The 21,741-nt window shown below is 55.2% G+C and carries 23 protein-coding genes; 5 read left to right on the top strand and 18 right to left on the bottom strand.

Annotated features, from left to right (window positions below; genetic code table 11):
* Positions 1 to 134: 134 nt before the first annotated feature.
* Complete coding sequence (locus COMA2_RS07840; protein WP_090896229.1) at positions 135 to 506, bottom strand: DUF4359 domain-containing protein; 372 nt, start codon at positions 504 to 506, stop codon at positions 135 to 137.
* Positions 507 to 754: 248 nt separating this feature from the next.
* Between COMA2_RS07840 and COMA2_RS07835 the strand changes: the two genes are divergently transcribed.
* Entirely contained in the window at positions 755 to 1,045 is a 291-nt protein-coding gene (locus COMA2_RS07835; protein WP_090896226.1) for a hypothetical protein, read from the top strand.
* Here the strand turns inward: COMA2_RS07835 and COMA2_RS07830 are convergent, their stop codons facing one another.
* Positions 1,046 to 2,332, bottom strand: coding sequence for an AmpG family muropeptide MFS transporter (locus tag COMA2_RS07830; protein ID WP_090896224.1), 1,287 nt, complete (start codon positions 2,330 to 2,332; stop codon positions 1,046 to 1,048).
* Positions 2,333 to 2,485: 153 nt separating this feature from the next.
* Entirely contained in the window at positions 2,486 to 2,890 is a 405-nt protein-coding gene (locus tag COMA2_RS07825; RefSeq protein WP_175304460.1) for a hypothetical protein, read from the bottom strand.
* A gap of 133 nt (positions 2,891 to 3,023) precedes the next feature.
* Between COMA2_RS07825 and mtaB the strand changes: the two genes are divergently transcribed.
* The 3 genes from mtaB to COMA2_RS07810 all read left to right on the top strand — a co-directional run bounded on the left by mtaB (position 3,024) and on the right by COMA2_RS07810 (position 7,357).
* Positions 3,024 to 4,361, top strand: coding sequence for a tRNA (N(6)-L-threonylcarbamoyladenosine(37)-C(2))-methylthiotransferase MtaB (mtaB, locus tag COMA2_RS07820; protein ID WP_090896221.1), 1,338 nt, complete (start codon positions 3,024 to 3,026; stop codon positions 4,359 to 4,361).
* Positions 4,358 to 5,689, top strand: a complete 1,332-nt coding sequence (gene miaB / locus COMA2_RS07815) for a tRNA (N6-isopentenyl adenosine(37)-C2)-methylthiotransferase MiaB (RefSeq protein WP_090896218.1) — start codon at positions 4,358 to 4,360, stop codon at positions 5,687 to 5,689. Before mtaB ends, miaB begins: the two co-directional genes overlap by 4 nt.
* 657 nt (positions 5,690 to 6,346) lie before the next feature.
* Positions 6,347 to 7,357, top strand: a complete 1,011-nt coding sequence (locus tag COMA2_RS07810; RefSeq protein WP_090896215.1) for a hypothetical protein — start codon at positions 6,347 to 6,349, stop codon at positions 7,355 to 7,357.
* A 16-nt stretch (positions 7,358 to 7,373) separates the two neighbouring features.
* On the opposite strand, the gene COMA2_RS07805 is transcribed toward COMA2_RS07810, so the two are convergent.
* From COMA2_RS07805 to COMA2_RS07770, 8 genes are all read right to left on the bottom strand, one after another.
* Positions 7,374 to 8,090, bottom strand: a complete 717-nt coding sequence (locus COMA2_RS07805) for a 3'-5' exonuclease (RefSeq protein WP_090896212.1) — start codon at positions 8,088 to 8,090, stop codon at positions 7,374 to 7,376.
* Complete coding sequence (locus COMA2_RS07800) at positions 8,087 to 8,491, bottom strand: (deoxy)nucleoside triphosphate pyrophosphohydrolase (protein ID WP_245630931.1); 405 nt, start codon at positions 8,489 to 8,491, stop codon at positions 8,087 to 8,089. Before COMA2_RS07800 ends, COMA2_RS07805 begins: the two co-directional genes overlap by 4 nt.
* Before the next feature lie 7 nt (positions 8,492 to 8,498).
* On the bottom strand, positions 8,499 to 9,215 hold the full coding sequence (locus tag COMA2_RS07795; RefSeq protein ID WP_090896210.1) for an A/G-specific adenine glycosylase: 717 nt from the start codon (positions 9,213 to 9,215) through the stop codon (positions 8,499 to 8,501).
* A gap of 115 nt (positions 9,216 to 9,330) precedes the next feature.
* Positions 9,331 to 10,245, bottom strand: coding sequence for a 4-(cytidine 5'-diphospho)-2-C-methyl-D-erythritol kinase (gene ispE, locus COMA2_RS07790; RefSeq protein ID WP_090896206.1), 915 nt, complete (start codon positions 10,243 to 10,245; stop codon positions 9,331 to 9,333).
* Positions 10,238 to 11,623 (bottom strand): sigma-54-dependent transcriptional regulator, encoded by a 1,386-nt coding sequence (locus COMA2_RS07785; protein ID WP_090896203.1) that lies wholly within the window; start codon positions 11,621 to 11,623, stop codon positions 10,238 to 10,240. The genes ispE and COMA2_RS07785 overlap by 8 nt, the downstream gene beginning before the upstream one ends.
* Positions 11,608 to 13,302 (bottom strand): two-component system sensor histidine kinase NtrB, encoded by a 1,695-nt coding sequence (locus COMA2_RS07780; RefSeq protein ID WP_175304459.1) that lies wholly within the window; start codon positions 13,300 to 13,302, stop codon positions 11,608 to 11,610. Before COMA2_RS07780 ends, COMA2_RS07785 begins: the two co-directional genes overlap by 16 nt.
* Before the next feature lie 156 nt (positions 13,303 to 13,458).
* Positions 13,459 to 14,676 (bottom strand): type II secretion system F family protein, encoded by a 1,218-nt coding sequence (locus COMA2_RS07775; RefSeq protein WP_090896198.1) that lies wholly within the window; start codon positions 14,674 to 14,676, stop codon positions 13,459 to 13,461.
* A gap of 147 nt (positions 14,677 to 14,823) precedes the next feature.
* Positions 14,824 to 15,366 carry a CDP-alcohol phosphatidyltransferase family protein gene (locus COMA2_RS07770; RefSeq protein ID WP_090896195.1) on the bottom strand — a complete coding sequence of 181 codons (543 nt, stop codon included), beginning with the start codon at positions 15,364 to 15,366 and terminating at the stop codon, positions 14,824 to 14,826.
* A 155-nt stretch (positions 15,367 to 15,521) separates the two neighbouring features.
* Between COMA2_RS07770 and COMA2_RS07765 the strand changes: the two genes are divergently transcribed.
* Positions 15,522 to 15,839, top strand: a complete 318-nt coding sequence (locus tag COMA2_RS07765; protein WP_090896193.1) for a hypothetical protein — start codon at positions 15,522 to 15,524, stop codon at positions 15,837 to 15,839.
* Positions 15,840 to 16,064: 225 nt separating this feature from the next.
* Here COMA2_RS07765 and COMA2_RS07760 read toward each other — a convergent pair whose 3' ends face one another.
* The 7 genes from COMA2_RS07760 to ftsZ form a co-directional block, all read right to left on the bottom strand.
* Positions 16,065 to 17,201, bottom strand: a complete 1,137-nt coding sequence (locus COMA2_RS07760) for a serine hydrolase domain-containing protein (RefSeq protein WP_090896190.1) — start codon at positions 17,199 to 17,201, stop codon at positions 16,065 to 16,067.
* Between the two features lie 72 nt (positions 17,202 to 17,273).
* Positions 17,274 to 17,786 (bottom strand): DivIVA domain-containing protein, encoded by a 513-nt coding sequence (locus COMA2_RS07755; protein WP_175304458.1) that lies wholly within the window; start codon positions 17,784 to 17,786, stop codon positions 17,274 to 17,276.
* 20 nt (positions 17,787 to 17,806) lie between these two features.
* Entirely contained in the window at positions 17,807 to 18,103 is a 297-nt protein-coding gene (locus COMA2_RS07750) for a YggT family protein (RefSeq protein ID WP_090896186.1), read from the bottom strand.
* On the bottom strand, positions 18,103 to 18,921 hold the full coding sequence (gene proC / locus COMA2_RS07745; RefSeq protein ID WP_090896183.1) for a pyrroline-5-carboxylate reductase: 819 nt from the start codon (positions 18,919 to 18,921) through the stop codon (positions 18,103 to 18,105). Before proC ends, COMA2_RS07750 begins: the two co-directional genes overlap by 1 nt.
* Positions 18,914 to 19,624 (bottom strand): YggS family pyridoxal phosphate-dependent enzyme, encoded by a 711-nt coding sequence (locus COMA2_RS07740; protein WP_090896180.1) that lies wholly within the window; start codon positions 19,622 to 19,624, stop codon positions 18,914 to 18,916. Before COMA2_RS07740 ends, proC begins: the two co-directional genes overlap by 8 nt.
* Before the next feature lie 84 nt (positions 19,625 to 19,708).
* Positions 19,709 to 20,455 carry a peptidoglycan editing factor PgeF gene (pgeF, locus tag COMA2_RS07735; RefSeq protein WP_175304457.1) on the bottom strand — a complete coding sequence of 249 codons (747 nt, stop codon included), beginning with the start codon at positions 20,453 to 20,455 and terminating at the stop codon, positions 19,709 to 19,711.
* Between the two features lie 38 nt (positions 20,456 to 20,493).
* Positions 20,494 to 21,690, bottom strand: a complete 1,197-nt coding sequence (gene ftsZ / locus COMA2_RS07730) for a cell division protein FtsZ (RefSeq protein ID WP_090896175.1) — start codon at positions 21,688 to 21,690, stop codon at positions 20,494 to 20,496.
* Positions 21,691 to 21,741: the final 51 nt, after the last annotated feature.

The following is a 21,741-nucleotide window of genomic DNA, read 5'->3' as shown; positions in this document are numbered from 1 at the left end:
AAATGAGAGGAAAGGCTGTGAATAGTCGAAATGCGAATATCCGAGCCAATTTTAATCGCTTGTCAACGAGGTTATCCACAGAAATAACCAGTGGAAATCCGGCCCCGCCAGATTACCCTGGCCATTTTTTCTTGTTAGAAGGCCATTCGTCCGATTTTCAACGTCGCTTCCTCGACACCTTGAAGGGGAATGAACCGACCACCGAGACCGAGCACGATGACTTTCGTGCCCGCCACCTGTGTTTCATATTCGCTCATAATTCCCCAGTTCTGTCGCACGGTATTCGGCCTCACGACTGATTCGAGAAGCTTCTTACTTTGCGACTGAAACACCTGCCGAATGAATTGCTGTTCTCGAGTCGATGTACCCTGGTCCATTCGGTCTATCGCTTTGCTCAATTCTCGTTCAACGAAGCGTACATAGTCGTCCATCGTTGGATTCGATAAAGCCAGACCGATCGCGGCAGTCAATCCAACGACGATTACGCTCAAACGAAGGAGGCTCATAACGTTCTTGCCCGAACAAGCCGGGGTCCTATTCGAGCTTCAAGTCAAGTCCAATACATTTCCACTCTTCATGCGCCGTCCGTCCTGAGCTTGTCGAAGACATGCACCGTTAAGGAAGTTCGCTCACGGTTCGACACGCTCACCACGAACGAAACACGATACGACCCCATGATTTGACAAACAATTGTCGGGCCAATTAGCTTAAGCCCAGATTCAGTTCACACGGCCTTATCGAGTCTGGAGGCGCTATGTTTGTCTGGAGCAAAAAGCTTGTCGGTGGCCTGTTAGGCGCATTTGTTCTGCTGTTAGGAATCTTTCTCCTCCAAGGTTCCTCGGAGAGCACGAGCGTCCTCAAAACTCACACCACCCAATGGATCATCTTGAATTATGCCTGTCTGCTGGTGTGGCTCTTCGTCTGGATGATCGACCAAGCGCGCGTGCGCGGCAAAAATGTCTGGTTATGGTTGTTGCCGTTCATACTGGCTCCGCTGCCCACCCTGATGCTTTTCGTACTGTTCCTACAACGGCGCTTATCGTAGTCATTCGGCAACAGGAGCGACTGCCGGCTTCAGAGCGGGAGGAGGCGCGCCGCTCTGCTGCTCGGGCTCGATGGAACGCCGGATTCGCCACACTGCCCAAAGACCCGGCAGCGCCACCACGACGGTCAAGACGAAAAACTGTGTCCATCCGACCAGCGTCACGATATCCGCCGAGGGGCGCCCGGCAAACACCCGCCCCAACGCCTCAAATGAAGACAGCAGCGCGAACTGAGTCGCGGTATACCGTGGATCGCAGAGCGACATCACCAACGCGACGAACGCAGCGGTGCCCATTCCTCCCGTCACATTTTCGATGACGACCGCCGCAGTCAGGACGCTCGCGTCTTTGCCCATCAATGCCAATACGACGAAGCCCAGATTCGAGACCGCCTGCAAGACCCCGAAGATCAATAGCGACCGTACAAGTCCCGACTGGGTCATCATGAGTCCGCCGACAAAAGCACCCAGCAAGGTGGCAAAGACCCCAAGTCCCTTCACGGCGCCGACGTCCGTCGCGGAAAAACCAAGCCCTCCGATCAGGAAAGCGGTCTGAAGGGCAGACGCAAAGGCATCTCCAAGCTTATAAAGGATGATGACGGCCAAGAACCCCAGGGCGTGGGGCCGTCCGAAGAACTCCGCCAACGGCGCGCCGACTGCTTCTCTCATGCTCTTCGGAGCCTCGGCAACGAACGTGGGGTTGGGGCTGATCAAGACGATGCCTACTCCGGCTACCATGACCGCCGCCATGGCCAGATATGTCATGGGCCACCCGACATAATCGGCAAGGACAAGCGCGCCGGCACCGGAAGCCAATAGTGCGATTCGATAGCCGTTCACCCATACGGCCGCACCCAAACCGCGCTCATGAGATCGGAGCGTGTCCGTGCGATAGGCATCGAAGACAATATCCAAGGAGGAGGCCAGGAACGCCACGAGCACGGCATAGGCCGCCAGCCATCCAGGATGTATCCGAGGATTGGTCAGGGCCATGAGTCCAAGGCCGACCGCTACACAGAGTTGCGTCAGCACCATCCAGCCGCGACGCCGCCCGAGCCAAGGAGGTATCACACGATCCATCACAGGAGCCCATAAGAACTTGAGCGTATAGGGCAGGCCGACCATCGTGAAAATACCGATGGTCTTGAGGTCGACTCCCTCCACCGTCAACCAGGCCTGCAAGGTCCCGGACGTGAGGGCGAGTGGAAGGCCGGAGGCAAAGCCCAACGGCAGCATCACGAGGATGCGGCGATTCATCAGGCTTGATAGGCTGAAAGATCCTGGTGTCATGGAATTTACTCGCACAAACGTGAGCTGAATCCGACAGAGGTACCATCAGCAGCGCAACTCGTTTCAGTTGCCATGCAGAATACCACCGCCTTGCGCCGCCGTTCAGTAGAATCACAAAACAGGCGGGAACCATCTCACTGGCTGGCGCCGAGATTAACAGGGCTGTCCGTTGAACAAACAGGGCTTGTATCGCGAGATATCGAAGTCCGTATTTTCCTGGTAGACCTTTTCGTTGCCGTTGACCCCGTCCTGCTCAGGATCATTCCACATGGTGTGGTTCCACCAATAGAACAGCGGTTGGGCCTCGGTCTGATAGATAGGATTCCCGTAGGTGCTGCGCGAATATTCTTGAACCAGTCGGGCCGTGACATAATCGATTTGGCCGTTTCCGCGAAGAGAATACAGCATGATGAAGAGACGGGCCTCATGGTCATACAGCTCATCGACACGAGTGGTGAGATCGGGCTCGGCAGGAAGTGACTCCGCGTTCCATCCCGTCACAGGATGGCTCCAGAACAATCCCGCCAAAACAAACACGATGAGCGTGCGCAAATGCATGTCCGCGCTCCCCGACGAGGTGGATGCAACCCTACTCTAGGTCGTTCCGACAATGAGGCCACAATCCTTAAGATTTCCGGTCACAAGGGGCAACCTTGCCGGAACACGCATGATCTCCCTATAATGCCACCCTATGGTAATGCCCCGTGCCTCTCTTCATACGCTCGGCTGCCGCTTGAATCAAGCCGAAACCTCGATCCTGGGGGAAGGGCTCAGACGCAAGGGGTTTGAGCTCGTCGAGTTCGGCCAACCAACCGACGTTCTCGTACTCAATACCTGTTCCGTGACGGAAGACGCCGAACGGACATCGCGATATCTGATCCGGAAGACACTGAAACACTCTCCGAATGCCTTCATCGCTGTCACAGGTTGCTACGCCCAAACAGGCATGGAAATGCTTAAGCGGCAAGCAGGCGTCGATCTCATCGTCGGCCACCAATTCAAGCTCGACCTGCCGGCCTACATTCCCCCCGCCCACGAACTACGGAAACGCTCCATCCCTGAGGTGCATTATACGAAAATGATCGTTCGCGGAGACTTCGATCTTCCGTACTTTTCGGAATCGGATTCGACCCGTGCGGCAGTGAAAGTACAGGACGGCTGCGGCGCAATGTGCGCCTTCTGCATCATCCCATTCGCCAGAGGGCATGAGCGCAGCAGAAGATTTGACGACATCCGGCGAGAGGTCGAAAGCTTGACGGCTCGGGGATACCGAGAAATCGTGCTCACCGGGGTGAACATCGGTCGATACGCACACGATGGCCTGAACTTTTGCATGTTGCTTCGTTGGCTCGATCAACAGCCAGGGCTCGAACGCATTCGCATCTCTTCAATCGAACCAACCACTGTCGGCGAGGACATGATTGACCTCCTCGCCTCCTCCACCAAACTCTGCCCTTACCTCCATATTCCTCTGCAAAGCGGAGACGACCAGGTATTACAGGCCATGAATCGACGCCATACAGTCAAGGCCTATACCAAACTGATCGAAACGGCGCTCACGAAGATTCCCAACCTTGGCCTTGGAACGGATCTTCTCGTCGGATTCCCCGGCGAAACTGAGACCGCATTTCGGAATACAGTAGCGGCTGCGACGGACCTTCCCTTTTCTTATCTTCATGTGTTTCCATACTCTTCCCGACCGGGAACGGCCGCGCTACGTATCAAACAACGTGTGCCGTCCGCGTCGGTCAAGAAACGCACCGCACTGCTGCTCGATCTGGATCATGCCAAACGACTGGCATTTCACAACAAACAGATCGGCAAGACCGTCTCTGTCCTGTTTGAAGCCGGCACTCGAGACTCCCATCGCTTCGGCACAACTCCAAACTTCACCAGAGTAGCAGTCGCAGATACAGGCGACCTTCAGAATCGGATCTTACCAGTCACCATTACCGCCGCCGCAGACCGTTTCACGTTTGGCCATCTGACTGCTTCTCGACATACACACACTGCCATGGCGATGCTATGATTCTGAAGACCATCCCCCGCGTTCATATCGAAACGTTCGGCTGCCAAATGAACGAGTCCGACAGCGAACTTGTTCGCTCGATGCTGAAGCGAGAAGGATTCGTCTTTACTGAGGATCGTGAACGGGCCGACGTGGTGTTGGTCAACACTTGCGCCATTCGGGAGAACGCGCACAAGAAGATCTACGCCCACCTCTCCGAGCTAAAAGCGATCAAAAAGCAGCGCCCTCTCGTCGTTGGCATCCTCGGTTGCATGGCCCAGAACCTCAAAGGTGAACTGGCGGAAAAGGAGCCGCTGATTGACGTCTTGGCCGGCCCGGATGCCTATCGTCAACTTCCCTCATTGCTGACGGCCGCACTCGAGGAACAAGAACAGGGACTCTCTCAGAAAGGACTCGCCCTCGATCTGTCGGAGTACGAAACCTATGAAGGGATCATGCCGGATCGCGACAGCGGAGTAAACGCATGGATTACCGTCATGCGAGGCTGCGATAACTTCTGTTCCTTCTGTGTCGTCCCCTATACCAGGGGTCGTGAACGGTCGCGCGACCCGAAGTCCATTTTACTCGAAGCCCGTGATGCCGCGGCTCGTGGGTTCAGGCAAATCACGTTGCTCGGCCAGAACGTCAATTCCTATCGCCACGAAGAATGGGATTTTTCCAGACTGATTACCGCTGTGGCGGATACTCCGGGAATCGATCGAGTTCGGTTTACCTCGCCGCACCCGAAAGACTTTCCCGCCGCGCTCATTGAGGCCATCGCCACGCACCCAAGAATCTGCAAACACATTCATCTTCCCCTTCAGGCAGGAAGCGATCGGATCCTCGAACTGATGGGACGAACTTACACGGGAACCGAATACCTCACGTTGGTCGCGCTCATTCGCCGCGCCGTCCCCGATATCGTCCTGACCACAGACATCATCTGCGGTTTCTGCTCTGAGTCGGATGAGGACTTTCAATCCACGTTCCGTCTGGTGAAACAGGTCCAGTTCGACTCAGCCTACATCTTCAAATATTCGGAACGGAAACATACGATCGCGGCAAGAAAGTATGCCGACGATGTCCCTGATCAAGTCAAGGGTATGCGCGTCGCTCAACTCTTAGAAACTCAACGCCGCATCACCCTGGAGCGCAACCGACGGTACATCGGCAAGTCAATACGGGTGTTAGTTGAAAGGGATGCAACCCGCTCGCCGGCTCAGGCCATGGGGAAAACCGACGGAAACATCACGGTTGTATGGGATAAGGGTACGGGTGGTTTTGGTCCGGGCACTCTGACCACGAAACATATCATTGATGCCTCGGCTGCGACCCTCTACGGGAGGTGAGGTCACCGGCATCAAATGCAGTTTTGTATTGGAGACATTAACAATCTCACCTCTTTGAACAATTCTGCACGCTCACTTGAGTGAAATGAACATTTTTTGACCAGCTCCCTCCTCTCTATTCAGACTATTCTTCGGCCATTCTTTTGTTCTATCGCTCCCAGATGGCCTCTTGATGATCAGTTGGCCCCCAATATTCCATCCTGCCTGATCAAGCTTGCGCCGCTAACCCCATGATTACAAAGGCACCATCTAAATTCTTCCTTTTGGAGTGTGGCCACCAGTCCTGACCTTCTGATCCTGAGACCTATTCAGGATCTCCCTTACCTGTGGCGATGATACACCCTACCCTTCCAACAATCGGAAGGCATGGACCTTGCTGAAAATCCTGAGTCTTTACGTTCTGCAATCTGAGATTTCGTTTCTCGTTATGAAATCCGCCGACTCCGATTCAAAATCTAATCCCAACCCACCTGATTCTCGTGTCACGCTCGAAGCGATCATTTCGGTCGGTGTAGTCGGATGGTTGGTAATCGGTATTGTACTCATGGGCCTAGGCGTATGGTAGTTCGGTATAAGAACCATCGTGAAACCCAGCGCTCTCTGGCATATGGCCAACCGGCCTTTCCGGTCACAAGCCCACAGATGAGGAGATCCCGTATGCATGTCCACTTCAATGTCCACAGTTCTCTCTATGTCGGAGCCTTGATGTCTCTCAGCCTGATAGCGACCGGATGCTCGATGTTTTCCGGAGAGACAAAGCTTCACAAGAACACTAAAGGATCCGTCTATCTTAAGGAGATCGCCGATTGGTCATTTGTAGCCAATCATCCCGCCACTATCGACCAGATGACCATGCTGAAAATAGTCAAAGGCGTGGTGACTGATGACGCTCAAAAAATGTCAGGCAACATGCCCGCCAGTGGCAGCAAGCCGATGAGGGTATTCAGCGATGAAGATGCCGAGTTTCTTGCTCCCCTGCTAGCCCAAGGCTTATCGCAAGCGAAACCGGAGCAGATTGTCGGTTTCAAGGTGTCTCCATCGGCAGGGTCAGGCACTGAACCCACAGCGGGCACCCTCTATGTTCATAAAGGGTCGATCTATTTGACAATCACTCCTTCTCAAAACAAGAAGGCTTTGGAATTCACTCCTAGCTCTGCTGCGCGCCATGAAAAAGCTCCTCTCTTTGTCGCTCTGGGAAGGGGCGCCATGACGATGGTCATCGACTATCAAACCCTCGCTAAAGCAGCGGCGCCGGGTTCACCTCCTACAGCAAGGGCGCTTAGACCTATCCCTGCTTCGGCATCTCAGATTGCTCCGGTGGTATCAGCCTCTGCCCCGATGCACCCATCGGTTACGGAGGCAGCATCGCCTCAGGAAGCGTCCGTCTTGCCGGCTCCCCAAGCGTTTCCGGCTCATAACCGGACTGAGTCAGGACCTCCTCAATTGAACACCGATGAACTGCTCAATCGGAAACTGGATGAGCTTCGTGAAGCGCGCGAAGCCAACAAACGGAAAGACTCCGAGATCGCAATGCTGAAGAAGGAAGCAGTGTGGATGAAACAAGAGCTCCGTCAACGGGCGGAAGAAGTGAAAGCCGTGAAGACCGGCAAGACAGCCGTTCGCTCAGTCCCCAAAAAGAAATCGGCGGAAGCCTATCCGACCCGTTGATCGTCGACCGCTCGATCTACCCGACGTCGTAAAGCTCAGGCTGCAGCAGAACAACCTCCCGAGACAGAGGCTGACGAAAGTTCATGCGGCAGTAGCAGGCATAGGTCACATAGGTATCTTGCAGACAGTACTGCGCAAGCTCGCGACCTTGCCTCCGCTCCCACATTTCGGCGACTTGTTCCCCACTGCCTGACTTCGTTTCGACCTGCAACGCTCTGGCCAGCACATCGAGCTTGACCCAACCCCTCGTATCCCAATTACTCCAAAGGGCCATCGTGTCATAGACCGGTTCGGCGCGGAATTTCGCAAGGTTGATATCGAGACTGGGCTTTACTTGATTGATGATCGACCGTTTCTTGATGAAGGGCAGATCAAAGCCAAGTCCGTTATGCGTGATGAACAAGGCGGGACGGTCCTGGGCAAGCCTCGCCCAGAATTGGCGGAGCAGCTCCCGTTCATTCGCCCCGAACCAGGCGACGGCGCTGCGTGCTTCCATCTGATCGGAAAATTCCAGCAGACCGATACAGACGATGCGGCTGAACGTCCCATCGAACGCCGACTTGGCGTACAGCTCATCTTCCGCGTGCCGCCGTTCTTCTGCCGCACCGGCGGCAAAGAGGTCGTACCCCTCATCCGCGTGAGAGGATTCACTGCACACCGGTGCCTTCCCCACCAACCGTGTCCATTCTTCACGAGTAGCTTGGATGGTTTCGATATCGAGTACGACCTTCATCGCGAAACTCCGAACGCATCACGCCGCAACGCTTCGATAATCGCATAGTCCGCCGGCGGGAATGTAAACTGCGTGAGATCTTCGGGATATACCCAGCGGATTTCTTCGCAACCGATAGGCATAGGTTCTCCCTGTTCAATGGCACATCGAAAAAAATGCAACTCGATGATTTGATCCAGATAGTCGTGCCGAATGATTCGATACGGAATAGGTTGGTCGACGCGAACACTCAGCTCTTCAAATAGCTCCCGTTGCAAACACTCCGTGAGCGATTCGTCCATTTCCCGTTTTCCCCCAGGGAACTCCCAGAAACCCGCTAAGTGGACACCGGGTTTCCGGCGGGCGATCAAATAGCGGCCATCACGGTGGATGAGCCCTACCGCCACTTCAATAACTTGCATGATCAACCTATTGCCGTTCGCGCGTCGTCGGACTGAACGGATATGTCTTACAGAAGGACTTCATCGGACAGAGGAGACAATAGGGATCCCGAGCAGTGCATACCGTCGCGCCAAAGTCCATAATCGCCTGATTAAAGTCATACCCTTTGCCAGGCGGGATCAAGGTTTCCGACAATTCCCATAGCATCGTCTTCTGTGCTTTGGGATTACCTTCCGCCACAAACACCCTGTGCAAGACACGGATTACATTCGTGTCCAGAATGGGGGCATCTTCATTGAACGCGAAGGAGCGAATTGCCCCGGCAGTATACCGCCCGATCCCTTTGAACGAGAGTAACTCATCAGCGTCGTTGGGTAATTTCCCCCCATACCGTTCCACCGTTTCACAAGCAATCCCATGCAACCGTTCCGGACGAATGTTGTACCCGAGGGGATACCAGGTCCTCTTGACGTCAGCAACCGGAGCCTCTGCCAAATCTTCAAAACTTGGATACCGTTTCAAAAACTCATGGTACTTAGGGATCACCCGATCAACTTGGGTCTGCTGCAGCATCACCTCGGAGACGAGGATATGATACGGGTCCGAGGTTTTCCGCCAGGGCAAATCCCGGCCATGTTCTCCATACCACTTCAGAAGCCTCAGTTGGAATCGCCGCTTGGCAGATAGCTCGGGCAAGACGGACTTCCCAGGCTTTTTCTTATTGGAGGGGCGTCGCGTAGACATGCACCAAGCTCTGTAGTCTCACTCTCCCAGCCACGACATTGTATGAGTGCCCTTCCTTCAAAATCAAATGCGCCGTCACCCACTGGGGCGAAGGAACATTTCTTACATCGCGTGGTTACTGCTGGGGATCGGAGGGGGTTGACACCGCATAGACCTTGAGGTGGGGTTCCACCTGAAGACATGACTGGGCCTGCCGAGCTGATATCTCGTCATGAAATACACCAAAGACCGTGGCCCCACTCCCCGACAATAAAGCCGCCTCAGCCCCTTCACCAAGCAGTTTCTGCTTGATTCCGTGAAGAACCGGATGCGCCTTGAACACCGCTGCTTCAAAATCGTTCTCCACCAATTGGAGCAGGTTCTCCCATGCGAGTTCAGATGCATTCCCCAGCGCCGCATGGACCTCCGAAATCGATCGTACCCCTGTTCGGCTTCCAGAAAGCTGCTGATATGCCCACTTCGTTTCGACGGGGAACCCCGGATTAACCAGGACGACCCATCGCTGCCCCTTGATTCGCACTGGGGCCACCTTCTCACCTCTCCCTTCCACGATTGCAGAAGGAGCGAAAAAGAAAAACGGGACATCGCTTCCGAGTGTTTGACCAACGTGAGCCATCTTCTCCATCGACCAGCCTAAATTCAACAGCTGGTTCAGGCCGATAATCGTTGCCGCCGCATCGCTGCTCCCGCCTCCCAATCCCGCTCCCATCGGAATTCGCTTTGCGAGCACCATATCCAATCCAACTACTCGTCCACTGCGCTCAAGTACCGCTGCCGCGGCACGATAGACAAGATTTGAAGGGTCTGTCTCCAACGAAGGATCATCGCACCGCAGGGTAATGGTCGAATGATTGCCGCTAAGCGATATCGAGAGCTCGTCCCCCAACCCCACGATCTGCATCAGCGACCAGAGATTATGATAGCCGTCTGGCCGGCGGTCGAGAATGCGGAGCACGAGATTAATTTTGGCGGGTGCGAAAACGGTAAGGGAGGCAGGGAGGATGGTCGATCCGGAAGAAGGGTTAGTCACGGCCTCCTTTTATAGCATACTTCTCCAGGCGATACCGAAACGATCTGGTGTTCAGACGGAGCATGCGCGCGGCTTTCTTTTTGACCCACTTCGATCGCTCAAGCGCCTTCAGCAACAAATCTTTTTCGATGCTGTTGATGAGCCCCTCAAGATCCAATCCCTCGTCGGTCAGATCCAGCGGCATCGCCGGGTGCTGAGGCTGCGTCGTAGGTCGATGAAGCCATCCGTGCACTTCGGCGTCGGTCACAGACTCTTCCGTTGCAAATGCGACGACCCGTTCGATCAGATTCTCCAACTCACGGACGTTGCCGCGCCATTCATGCCCCAGCAAGACGTGCATCGCCTCCGGGCTGATCACGGGCTTGGGCTTGCCGCTTTCTTTCGAAAAGCGTTCCAGAAAGTGAGTGACCAGTAACGGAATATCGCCGGCACGCATGCGCAAAGGCGGGAGCCGTATGGGAAGCACATCCAACCGATAGTAGAGGTCTTCGCGGAACGAACCGTCGGCAACCGCTTTCTCAAGATCCTTGTTGGTGGCGGCCACCACGCGCACATCGACCTTGACGTCCTGACTGCCGCCTACCCGTCTGAATTCTCGTTCTTGAATCACGCGCAGAAGCTTGACCTGAATGGTGGGAGTCGTATCACCGATCTCATCGAGAAAGATGGTCCCTCCATCGGCGACCTCGAACAGTCCGGCTTTATTGGCAATAGCCCCCGTGAACGAACCTTTCATGTGGCCGAACAGTTCACTTTCCAACAGCGTTTCAGGTACGGCACTGCAGTTCACCGCCACAAACGGCATGACGCTTCTGGCGCTGTTGTAGTGAATCGCACGCGCGACCAACTCTTTTCCTGTTCCACTTTCGCCGCAGATCAGGACATTGCTCTTTGAATCGGCGACTTTCCGTACGACGTCGAACACTTTCTGCATCGCCTCGCTCTGGCCGACCAGCTGCGCGAATGATGACTGACTCGCCATTTCCCGCTTCAGGAGCATGTTCTCGGTCGTGAGACGCCGTTTTTCCAGCGCATTCCGAATGATCAACTGTACTTCATCGACCTGGAAGGGCTTCGTCAGATAGTCGTACGCGCCTTGTTTCATGGCCTCGACGGCAGAATCCGCGCTGGCAAAGGCCGTAATGATCAGCACGACGGTTTCCGGCGAGGCAGACTTTACGGCCTTCAGGACCTCCATGCCATCGATCTTCGGCATCCGTAAATCGGTGATGACCAGATCAAAGATTTCCTTATTCAGCAGCTCGATGGCTTCTTCGCCGTCCATGGCGCTGGTGACGGCATACCCAGCCCGCTTGAGCATAATACTCAATACGTCGCGCAAACTTTGTTCATCATCAACGACTAAGATCTTTTCCACGGCTCTCTACCTTCGTGCCAAAGTCGCACGCCTGAATCCGCCGTACGGGGCAAGCAAACGCCGAATCGTGTCCCGTGCCCTTCCTGACTGTCCACTTTGATCCACCCTCCGTGAAGATCGACGATGCGATGGACTGCAGCCAACCCCAACCCGGATCCTCGCTTTTTGGTGGTAAAGAACGGAAGAAAGATTTTACCGAGATTGTTCTTCGGAATGCCTTCTCCGGTATCTTGAAATGAGATCTCTACCACCTCAGCCTTTCGCCCGCCGACATCAACCTTTCTCCCCCCCGTTGCGATCGTCAGTTGCCCGCCCTTCGGCATGGCATCGAAGGCATTCACCGCCAGATTCCAGAACACTTGTTTCATTTGATCCTGATCCACTTGCGCGGGCAATGCCCCGGTGCACGGTGCCGCCGCGATCGTGATATTCGTTCTGCTTTGTGCTTCATGTTGTACCAGATCAAGGGTCTCGGCAAGGACTTTGTTTAAATCGTACTCCGCTAAATTCAGCGCCGGCGGCCTGGCATACTGGAGAAACTCTGTAATGATGGTATCCAGCCGGGTCGCTTCGCGAACCGCAATGTCCATCAGGCGTTGGCTGATGTCATCGGCCTGGAGATCCTTCCGAAGCATCTGCATCGCTCCGGCGAGTGCACCCAAGGGATTCCTAATTTCGTGCGCCATCCCCGCCGACATCTCCCCGAGACTGGCCAACCACTCCTTTCGCTGCATTTCTTCTTCGAGATCACGGATCTGCGTGAGATCTTTGAACACTCCAACCAGTCCCGTTTGCCCTCCTCGTTCATGCAATGGCGCGAGCGTCATGCCGAGAATCAACCGGTTGCCGTCGGACCGTTTACACTCCACTTCAAACCGCATATGAGAATACACATCCTGCGTGAGATCGTCATCGTGCGGACTGGGATACCAGTTAAACACTTCCCGCCAGGGACGCCCCCGTACATGCTCAAAGCCGTAGCCCGTGGCTTCCTGCGCCGCTGGGTTGAAGGAAGTAATCCGACCCTTCTCATCGGTCGTAAAGACACCGCTGCTGATACTGTGAACGATATTCTCATGGAATGCTTGAAGGCGGCTCAGCCCCTGTTCTTTTTCGCGGAGCGATTGATCCGCCAGCCGAAGCTGATCCGCAAGGGCCCCGCTTAAAAAGCCGACGACGAGGAATGCCAGGCCATAGACGCCGAACGCCTGGAGTGTCTCGGCGGCAGTGAGGTCCGCATGAGGTAGCCATCCCCAGACTTCGGCAAGGCCGTAGAGCTGCACATTGGTCAGAATCCCAAACAAGATGATGCAGAGGCTGGCCGTCAAAAGCCCCACTCTGCAACGGGGAACCAAACTTGCCACCGTCACACTGATCACATAGAGCACCGCGAACGGGCTTTCGATTCCGCCCGTCCTGGCAATCAAGACCGTCTCGGTCAAAAAATCGACGGCGATCTGAGCCCAGGCAAACTGCACAAGCGCATGAGGAGTAGTCAATAACCGGAACAGGAACGCGTAGAGGATTGTGACCGCATAGGTGAAAATGATCAGGGCATAGAACGTTTCAACCCGTTCACCCTTGGTGACCTGAAAGGCAAGGGAAAGCCCTAACAGCCCGGTGACGATCACGACTCGCCACCCCATTAACCGATAGATTCTTGCCTTAATATCGCCCATGGGTCCATACGTCATCATGACATGATTAGACCCATATCCACGTTCATCGAGAAATATGGCGCTGGGATAAGATCGAGGTAGGGTCTATTCAGATCCTGACGACCGGAGTCAGCCTTTCCTAATAGATACATCGCTGCACATCAAACGCATCCGTTTTCAGGAGCTGATGGCCTGGGCCATTGTGAAGATAGGCAGATACATGGCCACCACGATGAAGCCGATGAGGACTCCGAGAAAGACCATCATCATCGGTTCCAGCAATGCGGTCAGCGAGGCCACCGCCTGATCCACCTCGTCCTCGTAAAAATCAGCGATTTTCCCTAACATGGCGTCGAGTGCCCCTGTTGATTCGCCGACCGCGATCATGTGTGTCACCATCTTCGGGAATACCTGACTTTTCGCGAGCGGCTCGGAGATCGTCTTGCCTCCGCTGATACTTACCCTGGCGTTGACCAGCGCTTCTTCAATGATTTTGTTCCCCGACGTCTTCGCGCAAATCGTCAAGGCGTCCAGCAACGGCACGCCGCTAGTTATGAGTGTCCCCAACGTTCTCGTGAACTTCGCTACCGACGCTTTTCGCACCAAATCTCCGAAAACAGGCAGCTTGAGGAGCAGCTTGTCGATCTGGTACTTGCCCTTGGCCGTTGCATAGTATTTCTTGAACGCGACGACTGCGAGAATGACCCCACCAAGGATGATGTACCAGCTCGACTGGGCGAAATTACTCATATCAATCACGAGTTGAGTCGGCCCGGGGAGCGCTACTTTTCCGCCGGACATATCTTTGAACATCTTCTCGAACACCGGAATCACGAAGATCATCAATACGGCAATCACGATAAAGGCGATTCCCAAAATCGACGCCGGGTAAACCATGGCGCTTTTGATTTGCCCCTTCAATTTCATCGCTTTTTCAATATACTTGGAAAGTCGACCGAGAATGGTGTCGAGCAATCCTCCCACTTCTCCCGCATGCACCATGTTGACATACAGATCGTCAAATACTTTGGGGTGCCTGCGGAGGGCATCTGAAAACGTCGAACCTCCCTCGACTTGGACTTTGATCTCGCCCACAGATTTCCTCAGCGCTGCATTCTCTGATTGGTTCGATAGAATTTCCAGACACTGAATCAAGGGTAACCCTGCATTGATCATGGTCCCGAATTGTCTGGTAAAAACGACCAAGTCCTTTTCGCTCACCCCGCTACCGATCTTAAAGCTAAATCCCTCTTTGGCCGCCTTTTCCTCAAGACTCGTCACCACCACGCTTTGTTTGCGTAATTGCTCCACCGCTTCATCGCGCGATTTCGCGACAAGTTCACCTTTTTTGACCGCTCCGGACCTGCTCCGTCCGACATATGCAAACGTGGCCATAAATTCTCGTCCTGTTGTGGCTCTCTGAGCCGGTTGTGCGGGAAAGCTAGGACTACGAAGCGAGTCTACTGGGGGGTCGGAAACCTGTCAAAAACAATTGAATTATTTACCGGGCCGCCGAAGAAGTCGTATTTGCGGCCGACATTATTAGGCAAGCGGAGGCGCTACATTCGTGTCTCGATATCCGCGATACAGGTAATGTAACCCGGAGGCCAGGGTGAACCCAACCATCAGCGCAACGAGTGGGGTAAGTATGGAGCGGTCGAACCCTCGCCATGTTAAAAGGACAATCAAAAGAACGTAACTCAGCTGAAATAGGGTCGCGCCTTTTCCCAAGAATGTCGGAGTCACATTAATCGGTGTACTGGTGACGTGAGCCACCACCGTCCCCAGGAGGAGAATAATGTCCCGGCTTACGACCAGGATGACCAGCCAGGACGGCACTAGATGGAGCATCGCCAGCGAGATGAAGCTTGACGTCAGCAGCAGCTTGTCTGCAAGAGGGTCTAACAAGGTCCCTAATCGTGTCCGCTGATTCAGTTTGCGGGCAAGATACCCGTCAATGGCATCCGTCAGGCCTGCGACGAGTAGCGTCAAGAGTGCGAACCCATATGAGCCATAGGTCATGAACCCTATGTAGACAGGGACCAAGAGGATCCGAAGAATCGTGAGGCTATTGGGGATATTCATGGGATGGAGCCGGACAAACCTCAGAACTGGATGGGGAAAGCCATCATAGTAATCAACACACCGCTTGTCAACGAGTTGCAGGCTGCACGAATGACCTTCTATAATTGATGGATCTAGGCTTGTCGTCAACTGTTATTTCTGGGGGATGAGAAAGCATGAGCACGTTGCCGTTGATGTTTAAGAAAGAAGGATTGGTTGAGAAACATCAGCTTGAAGGGGTCGATCCGAGCGATCGATATTTCAACCGCACCATCCTGGTCAATCGGATCCCATCGGGATACTCGGCTAAGATTATGTATGAAGCCTTCGTTGTGGAGAGCGGCTCACACTCAACGATTGCCGCAGCGGTGAAAGAATTAGTGGGTAAACTTCAAGAATTTGGGTTCACTCGCCTCAGATCGCGGGCCAATTTCAAGGGGACTCGCTATCTGGCTGAAAAAGAAACATGGCTTGACTACCCAGACCTGCCTTGATAGCTGCGGAAAAGCTTAGATAATGCCGCGATATGGCCGGAAGTTTGTTCGGTGCTAATACTAGAATAACTCAGAATGGTCAAAAAGGCTGTCCAGCAAGGCCGCAGTGAGCGAAGTGGCGAGGCATACCCTTCGGTACGTTGACCCTCTGAGCGATGCGACCTGCCTCGCGAAGCCGCTTCGGCAAGGCGGGGAACGCCGCTGGCAGACTTTTTCAGCATCCTATTAGAGCGAGCCGATGAATTCCTGATACACCAAATCATGAATCGCAGGACGGAACCCCCGAATCGCCTCATTCTTGCTCGAGGGATGCACGCGATTCGAGAGCAGCACGACCTCCAATTCCCGGTCAGGATCGATCCAAATCGAGGTCCCTGTATAGCCAAGATGACCGAACGATCGGACCCCGAAACAACACCCTGCAGATGACGGTGCTGATGGAGTGTCCCACCCGAGCGCCCAGCTGGATGCTTCTTCCTGCTTTTGTCGTCGTGTAAATTCACGCACAATTCCTTGATCAAGGATAGCCTTTCGACCATGGTATGCATGCAACCACTCACCCGTAATGGCCAACACCCCGTCGGCAGTCCCAAACAACCCGGCATGGCCGGCCTCGCCGCCTAAGGCTGCGGCATTCTGATCATGCACCTCTCCACATAAGAAGTATCCTCGCCATTGATCAACCTCAGTCGGCGCCACGCCACCAGTGTCGCCGTCCACGCTGTTAAAGAGTAGACGGCACTGTTCGGACAAGATGAATCCGATTTGCGGCCCTCCGAGCGGACGTACAATGTGATCAAGGAAATAGTCGTTCATCGATTGCCGGCTGATTCGTTCAACGATCATGCCGAGCAACATGAAACCGAGGTCGCTGTACAGGCTCCGCGTTCCTCGTTCGTACACAGGAGCTTCAGCGCTGATTGTTCCGAGCATCGCTTGTTTCGCGCGATCCCTCTCGTCTTGAGATGAAGGAATCTTTCCTTCCGGATTGATCCGCTCATAGAACGGCCGCCATCCGGGTAATCCGGAAGAGTGGGTCAATAAGTCCCGAAGTGTGGCCGAGCCGATGGACGTCTCGGCACATTCTTGAAGATGCTCCGCGACAGTATCTTCAAGCCTGAGACTGCCTTGTTGAATCAGTAGGGCGAGAGCCGTGACGGTTGCCAACGGTTTCGTCAACGAAGCTAGGTCATAGATGGTGGAGGTGTTGACAAGGGATCCTGGGGGGACGGTTGAAAGATGCCCGGCATGAAAGCGAGCAACCGGTCCGTCTCCGCGCCGCACCACCAATACGGCCCCCGGGAAGACCCCGTCGGTAACGGCTCGATCGAGCGCTGTTTGAATAACACGAAGATTGGGCATCGGGATGAGGATGACGGAGAATGCTCAGGAGTTGATCGCGCCTTACTCAGCGCGGCACTCTCACGGAAACGGTCAACGGGTAGGGCTTGATTCCCCTTCCAGCTTTTCTTCGTGCATGACGCCATGATCCTGATACGCTTCACTGGCTTCCACGTCCAACATTCGCTCGAAGGTATGAAGCGTGGCCCGCATCCGCTCAACCGTGAGCAGCCGCTGCTTCTGCAACACGGATAGGTCTCTCTGTGTGTTTCCTAACTCGATTCGCGCCTGTCGAAACAGTTCGCTGGCTTTCAGCTCCGCTTCTTTGACGATCAACTCCGCATCGCGTTGCGCGCTGCGCTTGACATCCTCGGCCAAGGACTGCGCCGAAATCAACGTGGTAGACAAAGTCGCCTCGGTCCGTTTTAGGTCCGAGACCTGCTGTTCCAGCGTCATAATTCGATCACGCAACGTGGCATTGTCACGGTTCAGGTATTCGACGGTTTGCGCGATCTCTTCTAAAAAGCGGTTGACCTCTTCACGGTCATATCCACGAAGCTTGACTTGAAAGACCATCTGTTGAATGTCGAGCGGTGTGATCTTCATGACATCCCCCATTCGTTGAATCAATTCATCCGTACCGCGAGATCCTTAATCGACTGTACGACTGCAATCTGCAAAAACCAGATGGTCACGATGACGATCAATGGCGACCAATCCATGCCCACACCCGAGCCCACTCGCCGTCGGATCGGGGCCAAGATCGGTTCGGTGGCGCGGGTAAGGAATTGCACGATTGGATTCCACGGATCCGGATTCACCCAAGAAATCAGCGCTCGAGCAATGACGATCCAGCTATAGAACGTCAACGCATAATCAAGCACCGTGGCCACCCCTAACAACGTATTTCCCACGACAAACATCAGCCTCCAAGCTCCTGAGAACGTTTCGTCGCGGCCTCGACGGCGTCGATCAACACGCCCCGGAGGCCTCCCTGTTCCAGCCGATGCAACCCCGCAATCGTCGTCCCGCCAGGAGACGCAACCTCATCTTTAAGCCGCGCCGGATGCTTCCCGGTTTCGACGACCATCCGGGCCGCACCCAACACGGTCTGCGCTGCAAGGAGGCTGGCCGTTTCCCGCGACAACCCCATCTTGACTCCGCCATCGGCCATCGCTTCGATCATGAGAAAGACGTAGGCCGGCCCGCTTCCGCTCAAGCCGGTCACGGCATCCATGAGGCGCTCATCGACAGGCATCACCTTCCCGACCGATTCAAAGAGCTGCCGCGCACAGGCCACCTCGTTTTCTCCTACCCCGGGACCGATCGCCAAGGCAGTCATCCCTTCACCGACCATCGCCGGCATATTCGGCATCGCGCGAATGACGCGGGCCTGCGGCCCACAAGCCTCAATAATTCGTCTGAGCGGCACTCCCGCAACCACCGAGACCACAAGCCGTTTCGCCAACCCATCCCCGATCTCCTTGAGAACTGCGGCGGTTACTTGAGGTTTCACGGCCAGCACAACGACATCTCCCGAGACGACCGCCTCATGATTCGTGGCACTGATCTGAACGCCGTACTGCTTCTTGAGATGATCCAGGCGGGCCGTATCGGGATCAGCGACATGGATCTGCTCGGCCTTGTAGCCCCCTGCGGACAGCACTCCGCTGATCAATGCCTCCGCCATTCGGCCACCGCCCACAAACACGATGTCGCGCGTGACTGTCGGATTAGACATGACGCGCTCCAAAGATGGCGGTGCCGACTCGGACCAATGTCGCCCCTTCTTCAATGGCCACGTCATAATCGTTGGACATCCCCATTGACAGCTCATCCATCCCGACGGTCGGTAAGTGTAAGGCCGCGATCTGTCGAGCCAGTTCATGGAGTTTGCGGAAATATGGCCTGGCCGAATCCTGACCCGTGGTCGGCGGAGGAATCGTCATGAGGCCTTTGATACAAATATGAGAAAATTGCGCCATCATGGGTATCGATCGTACCACGTCATCGGGGTCAAACCCTGCCTTTGTCGGTTCCCCCCCGATATTCACTTCCAGCAAGACCTCCTGCCGGCAACCGGCTTCCTCCGCGCGGCGATTGATTTCTTGCGCGAGGTCCACCGTATCTACCGAATGAATGAGGTCGAATCGACCGATCACGGACCGGACCTTCCTCCGTTGTAACTGCCCGATAAAATGCCAGTGAACCGGGGCCTGGGTGAACAGGGCTATTTTAGGGAGCGCTTCCTGTACCCGATTTTCACCTAAAATGGACAAGCCGGCGCGCACACCTTCCGCAATCTGGTCGACCGTCACGGTCTTCGTCGCGGCCACGAGCCGCACCGCGCCGGGGGAACGTCCGGATCTTTCCTCGGCCAACCGAATCTTCGTCAGAATCGATTGAACGCGTTTCGCAAGCGTTTCAGGGGTGAGCGGTTCCATGACCCTCTCGCACAAGTCGCGGCCGCTCATTCAGCGAACCGTTCTTAATTCTAGCGGAAGCGCTTCAGAATTGGCAGAGTCTCCCTATTCTCGCCTCATCGGCAACCCGATGGCGCTGACCATAGTCCCGTTGACCTTCCCCTCCCGCCGATAGGAAAAAAAGAGGTCTTCGCGGCAAATCGTACAGACGTTGACGGTGGTGATGGACTTCGGCGACACCCCGACGGCTTGCGCCTGTTCTCTGACGAGCGCCTTCAAATCAAGATGCGCTCTTCCTTCTTCCTTCGTTCGAACCACCTTCTTCCAATCCGGAGATCCCTGACGCAGACGGTCAAGAACCGGCTCATCCACTTCATAGCAGCAAATCCCAGCGGATGGCCCGATACTGATCCGTACATGCGCCGGACGAGAGCCAAAGCGAGACTCCAACAGAGCCAACGTTTTGGGAACAATGCCAGCAACCGCTCCTCGCCAGCCGGCATGGACTGCGGCCACGACCCGATGTGTAGGATCATGCATGAGGATCGGAACACAATCGGCTGTCCGCACCGCCACCATAACACCGGGTTGATCAGTAACCAAGGCATCCCAACCGCCAAGAAATCGATCCGTCGGAGCGAGGGCTCGGTCCACCACCAACGCCTCCGTTCCATGGACTTGCTTCACTGAGAGCGTCCACGAAGACGATGCCGCGCCTGCTATCCCCCGCTGCGGAATCCCCGCTTCAAGGCCAAGATCCAGGGCATGCCGACGCGTCCCGAAAAAATGTCGGACCCGAGTCCCGGTCGCCGCAAACGCCGGCACGGTAATGACCGCTCTGTTTGTCATCATCACATTCCCCGCCTCATCCCCTGAAGATCGACACGAGATCAGTCTGTTTGTTTGCGAAGAAAGGTCGGCACATCCCATTCGTCTTCGGCGGTCATCACCGCTCGGTCCATCGACTCTCGCACATCATTCATTCGTCTCAAAAAGGTCGGACGATCGAGGTCTTTTATCGGTCGATCTCCCGCTAAGGAAGCACCCATGCCGGCTAACGCCGAGGGAACGGGTTTGGCCGGTCGACTTGCTCCCCGATCAGTTCCCATTGTGACGGCCGATGAGTCCTCTTCTCGTTCAAACCCGGTCGCGATCACCGTAATGATGAGTTCTTCGCCCATGTCCGGGTTGATGACCTGACCGACGATGATGTTGGCTTCAGGATCTGCCGTCTGTTGGATGATCGAGGCGGCTTCTTCGATCTCGTGCAGCGACATGCTGGGGCCTCCCGTAATGTTCAGAAGGACACCGCGAGCCCCCTCCACACTGCCTTCTTCAAGGAGAGGGCTACACATGGCCTTTTGCGCCGCTTCGATTGCCCGGTTCGGCCCATAGGAAACGCCCATGCCCATGACCGCTCGTCCGGTGTGCGACATGACGGTACGAACATCGGCAAAATCGACGTTCACATGTCCCGTGGTCGTAATCACGTCGGCGATGCCTTGGATCGCTTGGCGCAGCACATCATCCGCGACCTTGAAGGCTTCAAGAAGCGGAGTTGATTTATCGACGATCCCCAGCAGCCGCTGGTTGGGAATCACGAGCAATGTATCGACGTGCCGACGCAAGTCGCGGATTCCTTCTTCCGCGTGTTTGTGTCGCCGTTGGCCTTCATACTGAAACGGTTTCGTCACGACGCCGACCGTCAGAATGCCCATTTCTCGGGCAATACTGGCCACAATGGGGGCGGCTCCCGTGCCGGTCCCTCCTCCCATCCCGGCCGTGACGAAAACCATATCGGCCCCTTCGAGACATTCTCGGATATGCTCTTTACTTTCGAGCGCCGCATCTCGACCGATCTCCGGCTTCGCCCCAGCGCCCAACCCACGGGTACGTTCCGGCCCGAGTTGAATCTTATACGGCGCCAACGACCGATCAAGCGCCTGAAGATCAGTGTTGCCGGCGATAAAATCGACGCGCGCGAGCCCGGAGGTGATCATCGTGTTGATCGCGTTGCACCCAGCACCGCCGATTCCGATCACCTTGATGCGGACCGGCGACAGCATATCTTCCTGAAATGAGAACATTGGGGCACCTCCTCACATCGCCTCGCACGACGACTCATCCGTCGCCCGCAA

This window comes from Candidatus Nitrospira nitrificans (assembly GCF_001458775.1).
GTDB lineage: Bacteria > Nitrospirota > Nitrospiria > Nitrospirales > Nitrospiraceae > Nitrospira_D > Nitrospira_D nitrificans.
Note: the sequence above shows the minus strand (reverse complement) of the source record. Positions and strands in the feature narration are given on the sequence as shown.